We start from the raw sequence: 14467 nt of genomic DNA on the forward strand, positions 1-14467 counted from the left end.
CGAAAATGAACTTTTCCTGCAATCCTGAACCGGGCGCCGCACTTGCGCGCAGCCGCCCTGCCCGGCGCCCCGCGCGGGGGACCGGGCGGGCGGCGGTCGAAGATGGGGCTGGATGCGCCCTGCTCCGCCGCAGGGGACGCGACGCGGCGGGCCGGCCGGCCGCGCGGCGCTCAGACCGCGATCAGGGCGGCGGCGACGCGGCGGTCCTCGGCCAGCAGCACGTTGAAGGTGCGGCAGGCGGCGGCGGTCGACATGGTCTCGACCCCCAGCGCGGCGGCCTCGAAGGCCTCGCGCGCGCCGCGCGGAAGGGGGGCGATGTCGGGGCCCATGCCGACCAGCAGCACGTCGATCTCGCCGGCCTCGGCCAGCACCGCCGCGAAGGCCTCCGCCGTCGCCTCCGAAGGCGCGGCGACCGACCAGGTCGAGAGGCCCGAGGGAAGGTGCAGGAGCGAGCCGAGCCGCTTCTCCCCCGCGATGCGGAAGCCTCCGCCGCCGTAGGCGTCGATGGGGGGGCGGGCCTCGTAGTCGATCTCGATCATGCGCATGGGGCGCGGGTCTCCGGCGGGGTCAGCAGGTCGAGGGCGCAGGGTAGCGCGCGAAGGCTGGGGAGTCGAACCGCGGGCGGGCGCCGGGCGCCCTGCGGGCGGGCTTGGCTGGGGCGCACTTGAGGGCGGCTGGCTCGGACGTCGGGGGACGGGGGGAGCCTCCGGCGGGCTCCTGACTCACCCAAGAACAAGGCCCGCGCCTAGTCTCCGGATCCGCCTCTCGCTTGCGATGCCTGAGCGACTCGCCCCCTCCGGTCAAGGACAAGCCGCGCTGCGCGCGGTCGCTTCGCGATCCCTGACCGGAGGGGGCGAGTCGCTCCGGGCGGCATCCGCGAGAGACGGCTCCGGAGAACAGGCGCTTTGCGGGGCTCGGCCGGCGTCGCGTCCGGGCGCGGGGGGCGGGCGGCGCGCGGATTGGGGTGGACAGGACGCCGGGCGGCGGGGCTTGCTGGGGCGCCGAGGGGGACGGCCCCGGCGAGCGGCGACAGGGAGGCGGCGTATGACCCCGTTCAGGGATCTGTGGGAGATGGCGCGGGCGCGCAAGGGCGGCCACGCGGCGGTGGAGACGGAGCTGCCCCATCCCGCCCCGATCGAGGCGCTCCACAAGATCTCGGACAGCCAGTGGCTCTCGGACATCGGCAAGCAGGTGTTCTCGGCCGGCTTCAACTGGAAGGTCGTCGAGGACAAGTGGCCCGCCTTCGAGGCCGCCTTCGACGGCTTCGACCCCTGGAAGATCCGGATGCTGTCCGACGACGCGCTCGACGATCTCGCCGCCAACCGCGACCTGATCCGCAACCGGATGCGCATGGAGGCGATCCGCGAGAACGCGGCCTTCCTCTGCGCCCTCTCGGAGGAGCGCCGCAAGCCCGCGGGCCATGTCTTCGTCGACTGGCCCAAGACCGACTACGTGGGCCTGCTGGAGCTGCTCAAGACCCGCGGCGCGCGGCTGGGGGGGCTGACCGGCATGTACCTGCTGCGCTGGCGCGGGGTGGACGGGTTCGTGCTCTCGCCCGACGTGACCGCGGCGCTGCAGCGCGAGGGGGTGATCGACGGCCCGGCGACCTCGAAGAAGGCGATGCGCGCGATCCAGACCGCCTTCGACATCTGGCATGCCGAGAGCGGGCGGCCGATGATGCAGATCTCCAAGGTGCTCGCCCTGACCGTGGGGCCGACGGCCGAGGCCTGAGTGGGCGCTCCGGCGCGGGACGCTATCTGTCGGATAGCGCCTGCGCGGACAGCAGCCTGGCGCGCATCCGGCGGGGCGCGGCGCCCCCCGGAGGCGCGACGGGACAGCCGCGGGCGCACGCAAGGGAGGCGCGCCATGGACCGTCCGAGCCTGACGCTGGGCATCGAGGAGGAATACCTCGTCGTCGACCGCGAGACGCGCGACCTGGTGCGTTCGCCCGACCCGGGGTTCCTCGACCTCTGCTCCCAGACCCTCGGCGACCGGGTGACGCCCGAATACCTGCAGTGCCAGGTCGAGGTGGGCACCCGTCCCCACGCCTCGGTCCCCGAGGCGATCGCCGAGCTGACCGACCTGCGCCGCGCCGTCGCCGAGGCGGCGGAGGCCTTCGGCTACGCCCCCATCGCCGCCTCCACCCACCCGTTCGCGAAATGGCGCGAGCAGACCCACACCCGCAAGGCCCGCTACGACGCCCTGCGCGAGGACCTGGGCCACCCGGTGCGCCGGATGCTGATCTGCGGCTGCCACGTCCACGTGGGCGTCGAGGACGACGACCTGCGAATCGACCTGATGAATCAGGCCGCCTATTTCCTCCCCCACCTGCTGGCGCTGAGCTGCTCGTCGCCGTTCTGGGAGGGGGAGGACACGGGCCTCGCCTCCTACCGCCTGACGGTTTTCGACGCCCTGCCCCGCACCGGACTGCCGGACCCGCTGGCGTCGTGGTCCGAATACCGCCGGCTGACCGAGCATCTGGTCGCCTCGGGCTGCATCGAGGACGCGACCCGGATCTGGTGGGACGTGCGCCCCTCGGACAAGTTCCCGACGCTGGAGCAGCGGGTGACGGACGTCTGCTCGCGCGTGCGCGACGCGGCCGCGGTGGCGGCGGTGTGGCAGTCGCTGCTGGGCTTCCTGCTGCGCCTGCGCACCCGCAACCAGCGCTGGCGGGTCTATCCCGCGACGCTGGTCAACGAGAACCGCTGGCGGGCGCAGCGCTACGGGGCGGAGGCGAAGCTGGTGGACCACGGCCGCCGGCGGCTCGCCCCCTTCGCGGACCTGGTCGAGGAGATCCTGGAGCTGACCCTGTCCGACGCCGAGACGCTTGGCTGCCGGGCCGAGCTGCTCCACGCCCGGCGGATCGCGGCCGAGGGCGACTCCGCCGCCCGCCAGCGCGCCGCCTACGCCCGCGCGCGGCGGGAGGGGGCCGACGACCGCGAGGCCCTGCGCGAGGTCGTCGACGGACTGATCGCGGAGTTCCGCGAAGACTGAGCCGGGCGGGCCGGGCCGGTCCGCGGCCGCCGCGACGGGGGCGAGCTGACGCAGGGGCGCATGGAGCGTTGACGACGCTCGGCGGCGGGATGTTTGATCGGTCCGTTCATGCGGCGCTCAGCTGCCCACCCCCGGTCCCGCGCCGCCGGAGATCGCCTTGACCCGATGCCGCCGGCTTCCCCCCGTCCGCCGCGCCGTCCTCGCCGCCCTGTCCCGCGCGGCGCGGGGCGCGCTGGCCGCGCTCGTCGTCGCGGGCGCGCCCGCCGCCGCCCAGACCGCCGGCGGGCTGCCCAGCGAGGTGACCCTGGCGGTCAGCTTCGGGCCAGAGATCGTCTCGACCTCCGGCGACGGCGCCGCGCGGCTGGGGATGGTCTGCGCGGTCACCGAGTATCCGTCCCGCTCCGACCCCCGCTTCACCCTGCGCGAGCCCTACCTAGTCGCCGAGATCGACGCCGACGCCGAGGCCTTCGTCTTCTACGGCGCCCGCGAGACCCGCCGCCTGCACGCCGCCTTCGAGCACGACGGCGCCCTGATGCGCTGGAGCCCGCAGGAGATGAGCCGCCTCTCCGGCGGGACCGACGGGGAGCTGGACGTGGACGCGGTGCTCGACCTGCGCCGCAGCGGCGAGACCGCCCGGCGCTGGCGCACCGAGGCGACGATCCTCTTCGCCGACGAACTGCGCGCCGCGCCGGGGCTGCACGTGAGCTTCGCCAACCCCTACCAGACCGGGCGCAGCGTCGCCTTCGACTTCGGGGGCGAGGCCTTCCCCGCCTGGGCCGAGGCCGCCCACGACCTGATGCGCTGCTGCGGGCTGCGCGGCGACGGGCGCTCGGTCTCCCAGAGCCGACTGCCGCGGACCTGCGAGCGGCAGGCCCAGACCACGCTGCGCTTCCGCGTCGACTACCAGAGCCGGCGGATCCAAGAGCCGGTGGATTGACCCGCGAGGCCGCGGGCCCGGGTCGTGGCCGGGCCCCGGCGGCGTCAGGCGGCCTGGAAGCTCGCCGAGGCGCGGGCGGCGGGCTTGCCGTCGATCTCGACCAGCGCGTCGGCGAAGGCCATGCGCCGGCCCACGCGGATCACCCGGGGGCGGACCTCGAACCACTGTCCCGGCCGGCCGGTGGCGAGGTAGTCGACCGTCAGCCCCACGGTGAGGTAGCCGCGACGCGGCGCTTCGGGCGGCGGGGCGCCAGGCGTCTCGAGCGCGCCCGCGACCAGGGCGCAGCTCAGGCCCATGGCGTTGTCCGCCAGCGCCGCGATCAGGCCGCCGTGGACGAAGCCGCGGCCGTTGCAGTGCGCCTCGCGCAGCTCGAGCCCCAGGCGCACCGCCTCGCCGGGGTCGATGCGCGACAGGATCGGCTCCCAGGGCTCGGTCAGGGGGCTGGAGCGGAAATGGGGGGCGAAGCCCTCGGGCGGGGGCATGGCGGTCTCCGGGGTGAATGCCTGTCGGCCGGTCGGTAGGTCATAGCGCGACTCGCCCGCCCCCGTCGCGCGCCGCGGCGCCGCGGCGGTCTCGCGCCCTGCGCGCGAGCATGTGACGACAGGTCGGGGGCGACGGGGCTAGGGTGATTTCGGGGCCGCGGAGGCCCGGCGGCGGAGGGAGGCGGCGATGATCGCGACGGGATCGAGGGCGGCGCGCGCGGGGGCGGCGGCGCTCGCGGCCGGGCTGCTTGCGGCGGGGGGCGCGCAGGCCGCGCCCGCGGCCGGCGAGCGGGTGCAGGTCGAGGGCGAGATCATCGACACCTGGTGCTATCTCTCGGGCGTGATGGGGGGGCCGGACGCGGTGGTCGGCTCTGCCCACCACACCTGCGCCATGTGGTGCGCGGCGGGCGGCATCCCGGTCGGCCTGCTGGGCGACGACGGCGAGGTCTACATGGTGCTGAAGTGGCAGGGCTCGGACGACGTCGCGGGCGGCGACACGCTGCTCGAGATCCAGTCCGACCGCGTGGTCGCCGACGGGATCCTGCACCGGCGCGACGGCATCGCCTACATCATCGTCGAGGAGGTGGTCGCCAACCACGGCACGCCCAACCACAGCCACGAGGACTACGGCGTGGTCCCGCCCTTCGCGATCCCGGAGCCGCAGGAATGAGCGCCCTGGTCCCCGCCCCCGCGGCCGTCGACGCCGCCGCGGGCGACGCCCCCGCAGGCTGCGCCGCGGTTGGCCCGGCCTTCCTGAAACCCATCTTCGGCCGAGGCGCGGCCACTCTCCGGGCCGTCGCCGGCCGGCTGGACCGCCGCGCCTCCATCCCACCGCGGGCGCCTGCCCGGCGGGCGTGGGCGGCCTCCGCCCTTCTTGCCTCCCTTTTCTGCGGCCTCGCCGCCCTGCCCGTCTCGGCCCAGGAGGGCCCCTTCGCCGCGGGCAGCGAGGCGGAGTCCTGGGGTCTCTCGGGCGAGGAGAAGGCGCGGTTCGAGGCCCGCGTGGTCGACGTGCTGTGCGAGCTGACCGGCGACTGCCCCGAGGACTGCGGCGGCGGGCGACGGCAGCTCGGCCTCGTGCGCGCGGCCGACGGGGCGCTGGTGCTGGCGGCCAAGAACGGCCAGCCGCTGTTCACCGGCGCGGCGCTCGACCTGCTGCCGTGGTGCGGGCGGGCGGTGGAGGTCGACGGGCTGATGGTCGGCGACCCCGAGACCGCGCCCGCCCGCGTGTTCCAGCTCCAGCGCATCCGCGCCGTGGAAGACGACGCCTTCGTGAAGGCCGACCGCTGGACGCAGGCCTGGGCGGAGCGCTATCCCGACCTGGCCTCGGCCCCCGGTCCGTGGTTCCGCAAGGACCCCCGCGTGCAGGCGCTGGTGGCGCGGGACGGCTGGCTGGGCCTGGGGCTCGAGACCGACGCGCGATTCCTGGAAGAGTGGTTCCCATGACCCCGATCTCCCACGCCCTGGCGCTCGCCGCGGCCCTGGCGCTGACCCTCCCGGCCGGCGCCCCGCGGGCCGGGGAGGCCGCGCCCCCCGCGCCGCAGGCGGCGGCGGAGCGGGACCGCGCGGCGCAGGCGCTGCGCGAGGCGGGCCTCGCGGTGCGCGGGGAGGAGGCCTCGGCGATGCCCGAGGCGGCGCCCCTGCCCTTCGAGATCGCGCCGCGGTTCCACCTCGTCGACCAGACCGGGCGCGAGGTGACGGAGGCCGATTTCGCCGGCCGGCCCTATGCGCTGTTCTTCGGCTACGTCTCCTGCCAGTCGATCTGCTCGGTGGTGCTGCCGCGGATCGCCGGGGCGACGAACATCCTGCTGGACGCAGGGCTCGAGGTGACGCCGGTGGTGGTCACCATCGACCCCGCCCGCGACACGCCCCAGGCGCTGGCCGAGGCGCTGCCGCAGTGGCACGAGAAGCTGGTGGGCCTGACCGGCTCGGAGGCCGAGCTGCAGGCGATCCGCGACGCCTTCCAGGTGCAGATGGAGAAGGTGGCCGAGCTCCCCGACGGCTCGCCCGTCTACGCCCACGGCAGCTTCGTCTACCTGGTGGGGGCGGACGGCAAGGTGCTGACCCTGCTGCCCCCGATCATCTCGCCCCGCCGCATGGCGGAGGTCTTCGCCTCCTACCTCTGAGGGTTCCGGACGCGGCCGCCCGCGGTCCCGTCCCCCGGCGCGCCCCGGGCGCGCCGGGGGAGCCGCGCGTCGCCCCGCGCGCCGGCGGCCCGGTCGCGCCCGCGCGGCGCGGCGGGCCTCGCGCGCGGGGCGAGGGCGCCCGGCGGCGGCGGTCCGACCTTCCACGCGCCGCCGGCGCCTAGCGGCGGCCGCGAGGCGCCCTCTGCGGGCGAGCGCGCACAATGCGCCCCCGGCGCCAGGCGCCGTCAGGGGAGGCCCCGACCTTCCCCGGCGGGGCCCCATGGCAACCGTCGCACCGGCCCGCCCCTGCCGCGCGGGAGGGACCTGCCCCCGGGCGCGCGGGCCGACGCGCGGCTCCGCCGGGGCCGCCGGGCCTGCCCGGCGAAGACTCCCCATCCGACGCCGATGGCGCCGCTCGCCACGGGCGCACCGGTCGGAGCGCCGCGCGGGCGGGGCCCTGCGGCCGGCGCGGCGGCCGGCGCGCGGCGTGCGCGGCGTCTTCCGCCCGGGGCGACGCTGGGGCATGATCGGGGCAAGGGCCGCGCGAGCGACGGCCCGGCGACGGGAGGCGCATCCATGACCCAGGCGACGATCCGGCCCCGGCCCATGCCGCAGGTGCGGCCCATCGGCTACGACGACCTCGGCGAGGCCTTCCGCGCCGGCGTCTCCGACTTCCGCCGCGCCCCCCGCTTCGGCCTCTTCTTCGGCGGCGTCTACGTGCTGGGCGGCTGGATCATGTGGCTGCTGCTGAGCTGGGTCCAGGCCCCCTGGCTGATGCTGCCCCTCGCCCTCGCCTTCCCGCTGATGGGGCCCTTCGTCGCCGTCGGCCTCTACGACGTCTCCCGCCGGCTCGCCGCCGGGCAGCGGCTCGACTGGGCCTCGGTGCTGGGGGTGGTGTTCGCGCAGCGCAAGCGCGAGCTCGGCTGGATGGCCTTCGTCACCCTCTTCATCTGCTTCGTATGGTTCTACCAGATCCGCACGATCATGGTGCTGACCATGCAGAACATGTCCTTCTCCTCCTTCGGGCAGTTCCTGGAGCTGGTGTTCACCACGACCGAGGGCCTGACCTTCCTCGCCGTCGGCACGCTGGTCGGCGGCTTCCTCGCCCTCGTGCTGTTCTCGACGACCGTGGTGGCGATCCCGCTGCTGCTGGAGCGCGACCGCGACTTCATCACCGCGATCATCACCTCGGTGAAGGCGGTCACGACCTCGCCCGCGCCGATGATCGGCTGGGGGCTGACGGTGACGGCGCTGATGATGGTCTCGATCCTGGCGGGCTTCCTGGGCCTGCTGGTGACGCTGCCGGTGCTGGGCCACGCCACCTGGCACCTCTACAAGCGCGCCGTGGCGCCCGAGGCCTGAGCGCGGCGCGCCTAGCCCCGCCCCGCCCTCGCCGCGACCCGGTCGAACCAGGCGTCCACCGCCGGGCGCACCGCGGGCGCGAGGCGCAGGAGCGCCCAGGCCAGCGCCCCCACCGGCACGTCCGCCCGCCCCCGCCGCGCGCCCGCCAGCAGCGCCGCCGCGACCGCGCGCGCCTCGCGCGGCGGCGCGGTCGCGGCGATGGCGACGAGCTGGGGGGGCCGCTCCGCCCGCTCGGCGGCGAGCTGGGGGGTCTCGGTGTCCGGCGGATGGCCGATCGAGACGCTGACCCCGTCGGGCGCGCATTCGGCCCGCAGCGCCTCGGCGAGCCCGCGCAGGGCGAACTTGGTGGGGGCGTAGGCGGAGTAGCCCCAGAACCCCGCCAGCCCCGCCGCCGAGCCCACGATCAGGACCCGCCCCGCCCCCCGCGCCCTCATCGGGCCGAGCGCCGGGCGCAGCAGGTTGAGGACGCCGAAATAGTTGGTCTCCATCAGCTCGCGATGCGCCTGGGCGGGCAGATCGGCGAAGCCCCCCGCCCGCACCACGCCCGCGCAGGCGACCGCGAGGTCGAGCGGCGCCCGCGCCTCCGCCGCCGCCACGGCGCGCGCCGTGGCCTCGGCGTCGCGGATGTCGCAGGGCTGCGTCGCGACCTCGACCCCCGGCGCCGCGGCGCGGACCGCGCCCGCCGCCGCCTCCAGCCGCGCCGGGTCGCGGGCGAGCAGCGTCAGCCCCGTCCCCTGCGCCGCCAGCGCCTGCGCCATCGCGAGCCCGATGCCCGAGGAGCCGCCTGAAATCACGGCATGGCGCGGCGGCCAGGGAGCGCGAGGCGGCATTCAGGCGAGAGTCCGGGCGTTGGGAGCAGGAGCGGTCATGCCCCCAGCATCGCCCGCCCGGCCTCGCTTGTCAGCAGGGCGCGGACGCGCGCCCCCTGCAGGGTCGTATCGCGGACGCGCGCGCGCCGGCCGCCGTCGCCGCCGCGGCCCGCAGGCGCCTCGCCCGCGGTCGTCGCCGCCGCGGGGGCGCTTGCGCGCCGCACGGCGCCCGAGGAACGGCGCCGGCGCGCCCCGATCCCGTGAAAGCCATGCGGGCGAACGCGAGTCGTCGACGGTCCGGAGAAGATCGGCGCCCCGCACTCGGATCGTCTTCGCAGAGTCGGCTGCGCGCCTGCCGCCGCAGACGCCCCTCGCCGATTTCGGCGGCGCCCTGCGTCGTCGAGCGCCTGCCCCGCAGGCGCCGGCGCCGTCCTGCCCGCAATTCGGACGTCGCGTCGCGGAATCCCCTTGACGTCGGACGCTGCGGCGCCATCTATTTTGAGAACGCTTCTCAATTGCAGCCAGCAAGGCCCCGCCCCCGCATGCCCCCCTCGACGCTTCCGCCTACCCGACGCGCGCTGCTCGCAGGCCTCGCCGCCCTGCCCCTCGCCGCGGCCCTGCCCGGCGGCGCCCGCGCGGCCGCGCCCCTGCAGGTCGTCGCCACCACCTCGATGATCGCCGACCTCGCGCGGATGATCGGGGGCGGGCGGCTCGCGGTCGCGGCCCTGATGGGTCCCGGCGTCGACCCCCACGCCTACCGCCAGACCCGCACCGACATCGTGAAGATGGCCCGCGCCGACCTGGTGCTCGCCAACGGCCTCTATCTCGAGGCGCAGATGGAGGAGTTCCTGGACGAGCTCTCCGCCCGCCGCCCGGTGCTGGCGGTGGCCGAGGCCTCTATCCCCGAGGGCCTGCGCCTGGGCTCGGAGGACTACGCCGGCCGCTGGGACCCCCATGTGTGGATGGACCCCGCCCTCTGGTCCCGCCTCGTGCCGACCCTGCAGGCCCGGCTGAGCGAGCTCGACCCCGAGGGGGCGGCCGACTACGCCGCGGGCGCCGAGGCGACCGCGCAGACCCTCCTGCGGCTCGACGCCTACGCCCGCGAGGTCCTGGCCTCGGTGCCGCAGGAGCGGCGCGCGCTCGTCTCCGCCCATGACGCCTTCCGCTACTTCGGGCGCGCCTACGGCTTCGAGGTGATGGGCATCCAGGGCATCTCCACCGAATCCGAGGCCGGCCTCGCCCGCATCGAGGAGCTGGTCGGCCTGCTCGTGGCCCGCGGCATCCCGGCGGTGTTCGTGGAAAGCTCGGTGCCCGAGCGCAACGTCCGCGCCCTGATCGAGGGCGCGCAGGCCCGCGGCCACGCGGCCTCGGTGGGGGCGGAGCTGTTCTCCGACGCCATGGGGCTGCCCGGAACCTACGAAGGCACCTATCCCGGCATGATCGACCACAACGTCACCGCCGTCGCCCGCGCGCTGGGTGGGAACGCCCCCGCCCGCGGCATGGACGGCCGCCTGTCGGCGGGGCTCTGACCATGCGCCTGCTCGAGAGTTTCGCCGCCCGCTCGCCCCTTTCCCAGGCGCTGCCCGCCAGCGCCCGCCCGCCCCTGGCGCAGGGGCCCGAACGCGGCGCGGGCGCGACGCCGGCCCCGGACGCGGCCGCCGACGCGCCGCTCTGCGTGCGGGGGCTGACGGTCGCCTACGGCGGCAAGCCCGCGGTGTTCGGCGTCGACGCGACCCTGCCCGCCGGCTCGATGACCGCCATCGTGGGGCCCAACGGCGCGGGCAAGTCCACCTTCCTCAAGGGCGCGCTGGGCGTGATCCCCAGGGTGGCGGGCGAGGCGACCGTCTTCGGCAAGCCCTTCGCCAGGGCCCGCCACCGCGTCGCCTACGTCCCCCAGCGCGCGAGCGTCGACTGGGACTTCCCGGCGCTGGCCGAGGACGTGGTGATGATGGGCCTCTACCCGCGCATGGGCCTGTTCCGCCTGCCTGGCCGGCGCCACCGCGAGACGGCGCGCGCCTGCCTCGCGCGGGTCGGGATGGAGGCCTTCGCCGAGCGCCAGATCGGCCAGCTCTCGGGCGGCCAGCAGCAGCGCGTGTTCCTGGCCCGCGCGCTGGCGCAGGACGCGGACCTCTACCTCCTCGACGAGCCCTTCGCCGGCGTCGACGCGGCGACCGAGACGGTGCTGGTCTCGGTCCTGCAGTCGCTGCGCGACGCGGGCCGCACGGTCGCCTGCGTGCATCATGACCTGTCGACCGTCGCCGCGTATTTCGACCGCGTCCTGCTCCTGAACGGCGCCCGCATCGCCGAAGGGCCGGTCGCCGAGACCTTCACCGAGGCGAACCTGCAGGCGGCCTACGGCGGGCGTCTCGCCACCGCCGGCCTCGCGGCGCCGGGCGCGATCCCGGCCACGCCGGCCGGATCGCCCCCCGCCCCGCCCCCCGGCGCGGCGGCGCGCTGAGATGGAGGCGCTCGCAGCCCTCGTCGCGGCGCTGACGCTCCAGGCCGGCTGGAACGCCTCCCTCGTCGCCCTCGGCGCGGGGATGCTGGGGCTGGCGGCGGGCGGCGCGGGGGCGTTCCTGTTCCTGCGCAAGCGCGCGCTGGTCTCGGACGCCGCCAGCCATGCCACCCTGCCCGGCGTCGCCGCGGCCTTCCTCGTCATGGTCGCCTTCGGGGGCGACGGGCGCTTCCTGCCCGGGCTGATGCTGGGCTCGGCGATCTCGGCGGGCCTTGGCCTCGCGCTCGTCGCCTGGATCACGCGCGCCACCCGGCTCGCCGAGGACGCGGCCATCGGCGCGGTGCTCTCGGTCTCCTTCGGGCTGGGGATCGTGCTGCTGACGGTCATCCAGATCGTGCCGGCGGGCAAGGCGGCGGGGCTCGAGGGGTTCCTGCTCGGCTCCACCGCCGGGATGCTGCAGTCCGAGGCGGTGACCATCGCCGTCGCGGGCGCCATCGCCGCGGCGCTGGTCTTCGCGCTGCGCCGCCCGATGACGCTGGTCGCCTTCGACCCCGAACATGCCGAGGCGACCGGCGTCGGCGTCTGGCGCACCGACCTCGCGATGATGGGCGTGGCGCTGCTGGTGACGGTGGTGGGGCTCAAGATCGTGGGCCTCGTCCTGATCGTGGCGCTGCTGATCATCCCGCCGGTGGCGGCGCGCTTCTGGACCGACCGGGTCTCGACGCTCGCCCTGCTCGCCACCGCCTTCGGGGGCGTCGCGGGATATGTCGGCGCGGCCATCTCCTCGATCGAGGCGCGCCTGCCCACCGGGCCGATCATCGTGCTGGCGGCCTTCGCGATCTTCGCCGTCTCCTTCCTGGTCTCGCCGCGCCGCGGGGTGCTTGCGGCCCTCCTGCGCCGCCGGCGGCTCGAGGCGCGCGTCCACCTGCGCCAGGGCCTGCTGGCGCTGGCGCGGGGCGAGGCGGTCTACGACCGGCTGACCCTGCGCCTTCTGCTCGCCCGCGGCTGGATCCGGCGCGACGGCGCGATGACCGAGGCCGGGCGCGCAGCCGCCGCGGCCGCCGCGCTCGACGAGGCGCGCTGGTCGCTCGCCCGCCGCCTGCTGCCCGAGGCCGGCGTCGCCGAGCGCTACGACGGCCTGACCCCCATCGGCGAGAGCCTGACCCCCGACCAGATCGCCCGGATCGACCGCGGCCTCGCCCGTCCGGAGGCGCTGGCATGATCGAGGAGATCCTCTCGCCCGAGTTCGTGATGATCTCGCTGCCGCCGATGCTGGTGGGGCTGCTGGCCTGCCTCGCCTGCGCGCTGCCCGGCAACTTCCTGCTGCTGCGCCGCCAGGCGCTGATCGGGGACGCGATCTCCCACGTGGCGCTGCCGGGCATCGTGCTGGCGTTCCTGCTGACCGGGACCGTCGCCGCCTGGCCGATGCTGCTGGGCGCGGGCGCCGCCGCCCTCGTCGCGGTGGCGCTGATCGAGGCGGTGCGCCGGCTGGGCCGGATCGAGAGCGGGGCGGCGATGGGCGTGGTGTTCACCGCGCTCTTCGCGGCGGGCGTCCTGCTGCTGGAGCGGTCGGACGCCTCCTCGGTCCATCTCGACGTGCAGCATGCGCTCTACGGCAACCTCGAGTCGCTGATCTGGTTCGACGCGATGGGCTGGGGCTCGCTGCTCGACCCCGCCGCGCTGGCCACATTGCCCGAGGCCGCGCCGCGGCTGGCGGTGGTGCTGGTCGCCATCGCCCTGCTGACCCGCCTGTTCTGGAAGGAGCTGGCGCTGACCACCTTCGATCCCGCCCATGCCTCGGCCATCGGCCTGCCGACGGGGCTGATCGGGGCGGGGCTGGCGGCGGCGACGGCGGTGGCGGCGGTCGCGGCCTTCGACGCCGTCGGCTCGATCATCGTCATCGCCATGTTCGTCTGCCCGCCCGCGGCCGCGCGGCTGATGACCGACCGGCTCGGGCGGCAGGTGGCGTGGAGCCTGGTCTTCGCCGCGATCTCGGCGATCGGGGGCTACGTGCTGGCGGGCTACGGGCCCGGATGGTTCGGCCGGCCGGACGCGGTCAGCGCCGCGGGGATGATCGCGGTGGTGGCCGGCGCGATCCTCGCCGCGGCCTGTCTGGCCGGTCCCCGGCGGCGTCGCGCGGGCGCTACGGCAGCCTGACGATTTGCCCTGTCGCATTATCGTCTCTTGAGCGCCTTGCTGGGGACTTGACCCCCCCTGCGACTCACCGTAGCGTCCCCCTTGCGATTGGCACGGCCAGTCCGACAGGGACCTGCAAGGTCCGCCCCCGCCGAGAACCCGGGCACCGGGCGAGACGGGGAGCGGACCGACCAAAGAACACCGCGCATGCGGGAAAAGGACGCTTGGGAGGGCGTCCTTTTCATTTTTGGGAGAGGTCTCGGGGCCTCTCCCGGTCCGGGCCTTGATTTCGCCTTTCGCGGCGGCGAGAACGCGGGACCGAGCCGAGCCGCGGCCGACCCTCGCCCCCCTTCCCCGGAGCGGATCCGGACCCAGGCGAGCGGACCCGCGCCGCGCAGACCCGAGCCCGAAGCGCACAGGAACCGACATGCCGAGAACTCACGTCCGCTCTTCCCTCCGCCTCGCGGCGCTCGCCGCGCTGCTGGCCGGGGCCGCGGCGCCCGCGCTCGCCCAGCAGACCGGGACGAGCGACCCCGCCGCCACGCCGGCCCCCGCCCAGGCCCCGGCGCCTGCGCAGGCCCCCGCCGCCGAGGCGCCCGCGGCCCAGGCGCCGGCCGCGCCCGCCGCCCCCGCCCCGCAGGCCCAGCCCGCCCCGCAGCAGCAGCAGCAGCAGCCCGCCGGCCCGCAGCCGCAGGTGGTCGCGACCCATGGCGACTGGTCGATCCTGTGCCTCGACGGCAAGCCGCCCTGCATCATGCGCCAGCTCGGCTACAACGGCGACGGCCGCGAGGTCATGGAGCTCTCGATCCGCCGCATCCCCCCGCAGCAGACCCAGCAGGGCACGGTCGAGGCCGTGATGGACGTGCGCGTCCCCCTCGGCGTGTTCCTGCGCGAGGGCCTGAGCCTGCAGATCGACAGCTCCGAGGCGCAGCGCGGCCAGTTCTCGATCTGCCTCGCCGAGGGCTGCCTGATGCGCGAGCCCCTGCCCAACGCGATGGTCTCCGGCCTGAAGAAGGGCGCCACCGCCAAGTTCGGCTTCGTGGTGCCCCAGGGCCAGGGCGGCCAGCAGTACGAGGTGCCGATCTCGCTCTCGGGCTTCACCGCCGCCTACAACGCGCTCGCCGCGAACTGATCCCTCGCCGCATCGGCGAAACGCGACGGGCCGCCCC

General features: G+C 75.7%; 15 protein-coding genes. 12 read left to right on the top strand and 3 right to left on the bottom strand.

Translation table 11 applies throughout. The annotated features are described in order from the left end of the window. Positions 1-170: 170 nt before the first annotated feature. Complete coding sequence (locus BM064_RS18825) at positions 171-545, bottom strand: Mth938-like domain-containing protein (RefSeq protein ID WP_092862168.1); 375 nt, start codon at positions 543-545, stop codon at positions 171-173. A 499-nt stretch (positions 546-1044) separates the two neighbouring features. Between BM064_RS18825 and BM064_RS18830 the strand changes: the two genes are divergently transcribed. The 3 genes from BM064_RS18830 (at position 1045) to BM064_RS18840 (ending at position 3931) form a co-directional block, all read left to right on the top strand. Continuing rightward, complete coding sequence (locus BM064_RS18830) at positions 1045-1731, top strand: DNA-3-methyladenine glycosylase I (RefSeq protein ID WP_092862170.1); 687 nt, start codon at positions 1045-1047, stop codon at positions 1729-1731. Between the two features lie 135 nt (positions 1732-1866). Beyond that, positions 1867-2994 (top strand): carboxylate-amine ligase, encoded by a 1128-nt coding sequence (locus tag BM064_RS18835; protein WP_092862172.1) that lies wholly within the window; start codon positions 1867-1869, stop codon positions 2992-2994. Between the two features lie 157 nt (positions 2995-3151). Next, positions 3152-3931 (top strand): hypothetical protein, encoded by a 780-nt coding sequence (locus BM064_RS18840; RefSeq protein ID WP_092862174.1) that lies wholly within the window; start codon positions 3152-3154, stop codon positions 3929-3931. A 44-nt stretch (positions 3932-3975) separates the two neighbouring features. Here the strand turns inward: BM064_RS18840 and BM064_RS18845 are convergent, their stop codons facing one another. Next, the gene (locus BM064_RS18845; RefSeq protein WP_092862176.1) at positions 3976-4413 is read right to left on the bottom strand and encodes a PaaI family thioesterase; all 438 of its coding nucleotides are present in this window, start codon (positions 4411-4413) and stop codon (positions 3976-3978) included. Positions 4414-4600: 187 nt separating this feature from the next. On the opposite strand from BM064_RS18845, the gene BM064_RS18850 reads away from it, so the two are divergent. From BM064_RS18850 to BM064_RS18865, 4 genes are all read left to right on the top strand, one after another. Further along, on the top strand, positions 4601-5083 hold the full coding sequence (locus BM064_RS18850; protein ID WP_218161075.1) for a hypothetical protein: 483 nt from the start codon (positions 4601-4603) through the stop codon (positions 5081-5083). Then, entirely contained in the window at positions 5080-5856 is a 777-nt protein-coding gene (locus BM064_RS18855) for a hypothetical protein (protein ID WP_245779211.1), read from the top strand. Before BM064_RS18850 ends, BM064_RS18855 begins: the two co-directional genes overlap by 4 nt. After that, on the top strand, positions 5853-6536 hold the full coding sequence (locus BM064_RS18860) for an SCO family protein (RefSeq protein WP_092862178.1): 684 nt from the start codon (positions 5853-5855) through the stop codon (positions 6534-6536). Before BM064_RS18855 ends, BM064_RS18860 begins: the two co-directional genes overlap by 4 nt. Before the next feature lie 576 nt (positions 6537-7112). Further along, on the top strand, positions 7113-7898 hold the full coding sequence (locus tag BM064_RS18865) for a DUF2189 domain-containing protein (protein ID WP_092862180.1): 786 nt from the start codon (positions 7113-7115) through the stop codon (positions 7896-7898). A gap of 11 nt (positions 7899-7909) precedes the next feature. Here BM064_RS18865 and BM064_RS18870 read toward each other — a convergent pair whose 3' ends face one another. Continuing rightward, entirely contained in the window at positions 7910-8728 is an 819-nt protein-coding gene (locus BM064_RS18870; RefSeq protein ID WP_092862182.1) for an SDR family NAD(P)-dependent oxidoreductase, read from the bottom strand. A gap of 521 nt (positions 8729-9249) precedes the next feature. Between BM064_RS18870 and BM064_RS18875 the strand changes: the two genes are divergently transcribed. The 5 genes from BM064_RS18875 to BM064_RS18895 all read left to right on the top strand — a co-directional run bounded on the left by BM064_RS18875 (position 9250) and on the right by BM064_RS18895 (position 14430). Beyond that, complete coding sequence (locus tag BM064_RS18875; protein WP_092862184.1) at positions 9250-10236, top strand: metal ABC transporter solute-binding protein, Zn/Mn family; 987 nt, start codon at positions 9250-9252, stop codon at positions 10234-10236. 2 nt (positions 10237-10238) lie between these two features. After that, complete coding sequence (locus tag BM064_RS18880) at positions 10239-11165, top strand: metal ABC transporter ATP-binding protein (RefSeq protein WP_092862186.1); 927 nt, start codon at positions 10239-10241, stop codon at positions 11163-11165. Between the two features lies 1 nt (position 11166). Continuing rightward, a complete protein-coding gene (locus tag BM064_RS18885) occupies positions 11167-12384 on the top strand; it encodes a metal ABC transporter permease (protein ID WP_092862188.1) in 1218 nt (405 codons plus the stop codon). Next, positions 12381-13319, top strand: coding sequence for a metal ABC transporter permease (locus tag BM064_RS18890; RefSeq protein ID WP_092862190.1), 939 nt, complete (start codon positions 12381-12383; stop codon positions 13317-13319). The genes BM064_RS18885 and BM064_RS18890 overlap by 4 nt, the downstream gene beginning before the upstream one ends. A gap of 406 nt (positions 13320-13725) precedes the next feature. Beyond that, entirely contained in the window at positions 13726-14430 is a 705-nt protein-coding gene (locus BM064_RS18895) for an invasion associated locus B family protein (protein WP_092862192.1), read from the top strand. Positions 14431-14467 lie beyond the last annotated feature (37 nt).

The sequence above is a fragment of the Albimonas pacifica genome (assembly GCF_900113695.1).
Taxonomy (GTDB): Bacteria; Pseudomonadota; Alphaproteobacteria; order Rhodobacterales; family Rhodobacteraceae; genus Albimonas; species Albimonas pacifica.

Excerpts from the sequence above, each read along its gene's own strand:
- BM064_RS18825 (WP_092862168.1), bottom strand. The coding sequence starts at position 545 with ATGCGCATGATCGAGATCGACTACGAGGCCCGCCCCCCCATCGACGCC.
- BM064_RS18830 (WP_092862170.1), top strand. The coding sequence starts at position 1,045 with ATGACCCCGTTCAGGGATCTGTGGGAGATGGCGCGGGCGCGCAAGGGC.
- BM064_RS18835 (WP_092862172.1), top strand. The coding sequence starts at position 1,867 with ATGGACCGTCCGAGCCTGACGCTGGGCATCGAGGAGGAATACCTCGTC.
- BM064_RS18845 (WP_092862176.1), bottom strand. The coding sequence starts at position 4,413 with ATGCCCCCGCCCGAGGGCTTCGCCCCCCATTTCCGCTCCAGCCCCCTG.
- BM064_RS18850 (WP_218161075.1), top strand. The coding sequence starts at position 4,601 with ATGATCGCGACGGGATCGAGGGCGGCGCGCGCGGGGGCGGCGGCGCTC.
- BM064_RS18855 (WP_245779211.1), top strand. The coding sequence starts at position 5,080 with ATGAGCGCCCTGGTCCCCGCCCCCGCGGCCGTCGACGCCGCCGCGGGC.
- BM064_RS18860 (WP_092862178.1), top strand. The coding sequence starts at position 5,853 with ATGACCCCGATCTCCCACGCCCTGGCGCTCGCCGCGGCCCTGGCGCTG.
- BM064_RS18865 (WP_092862180.1), top strand. The coding sequence starts at position 7,113 with ATGACCCAGGCGACGATCCGGCCCCGGCCCATGCCGCAGGTGCGGCCC.
- BM064_RS18870 (WP_092862182.1), bottom strand. The coding sequence starts at position 8,728 with ATGCCGCCTCGCGCTCCCTGGCCGCCGCGCCATGCCGTGATTTCAGGC.
- BM064_RS18875 (WP_092862184.1), top strand. The coding sequence starts at position 9,250 with ATGCCCCCCTCGACGCTTCCGCCTACCCGACGCGCGCTGCTCGCAGGC.
- BM064_RS18880 (WP_092862186.1), top strand. The coding sequence starts at position 10,239 with ATGCGCCTGCTCGAGAGTTTCGCCGCCCGCTCGCCCCTTTCCCAGGCG.
- BM064_RS18885 (WP_092862188.1), top strand. The coding sequence starts at position 11,167 with ATGGAGGCGCTCGCAGCCCTCGTCGCGGCGCTGACGCTCCAGGCCGGC.
- BM064_RS18890 (WP_092862190.1), top strand. The coding sequence starts at position 12,381 with ATGATCGAGGAGATCCTCTCGCCCGAGTTCGTGATGATCTCGCTGCCG.
- BM064_RS18895 (WP_092862192.1), top strand. The coding sequence starts at position 13,726 with ATGCCGAGAACTCACGTCCGCTCTTCCCTCCGCCTCGCGGCGCTCGCC.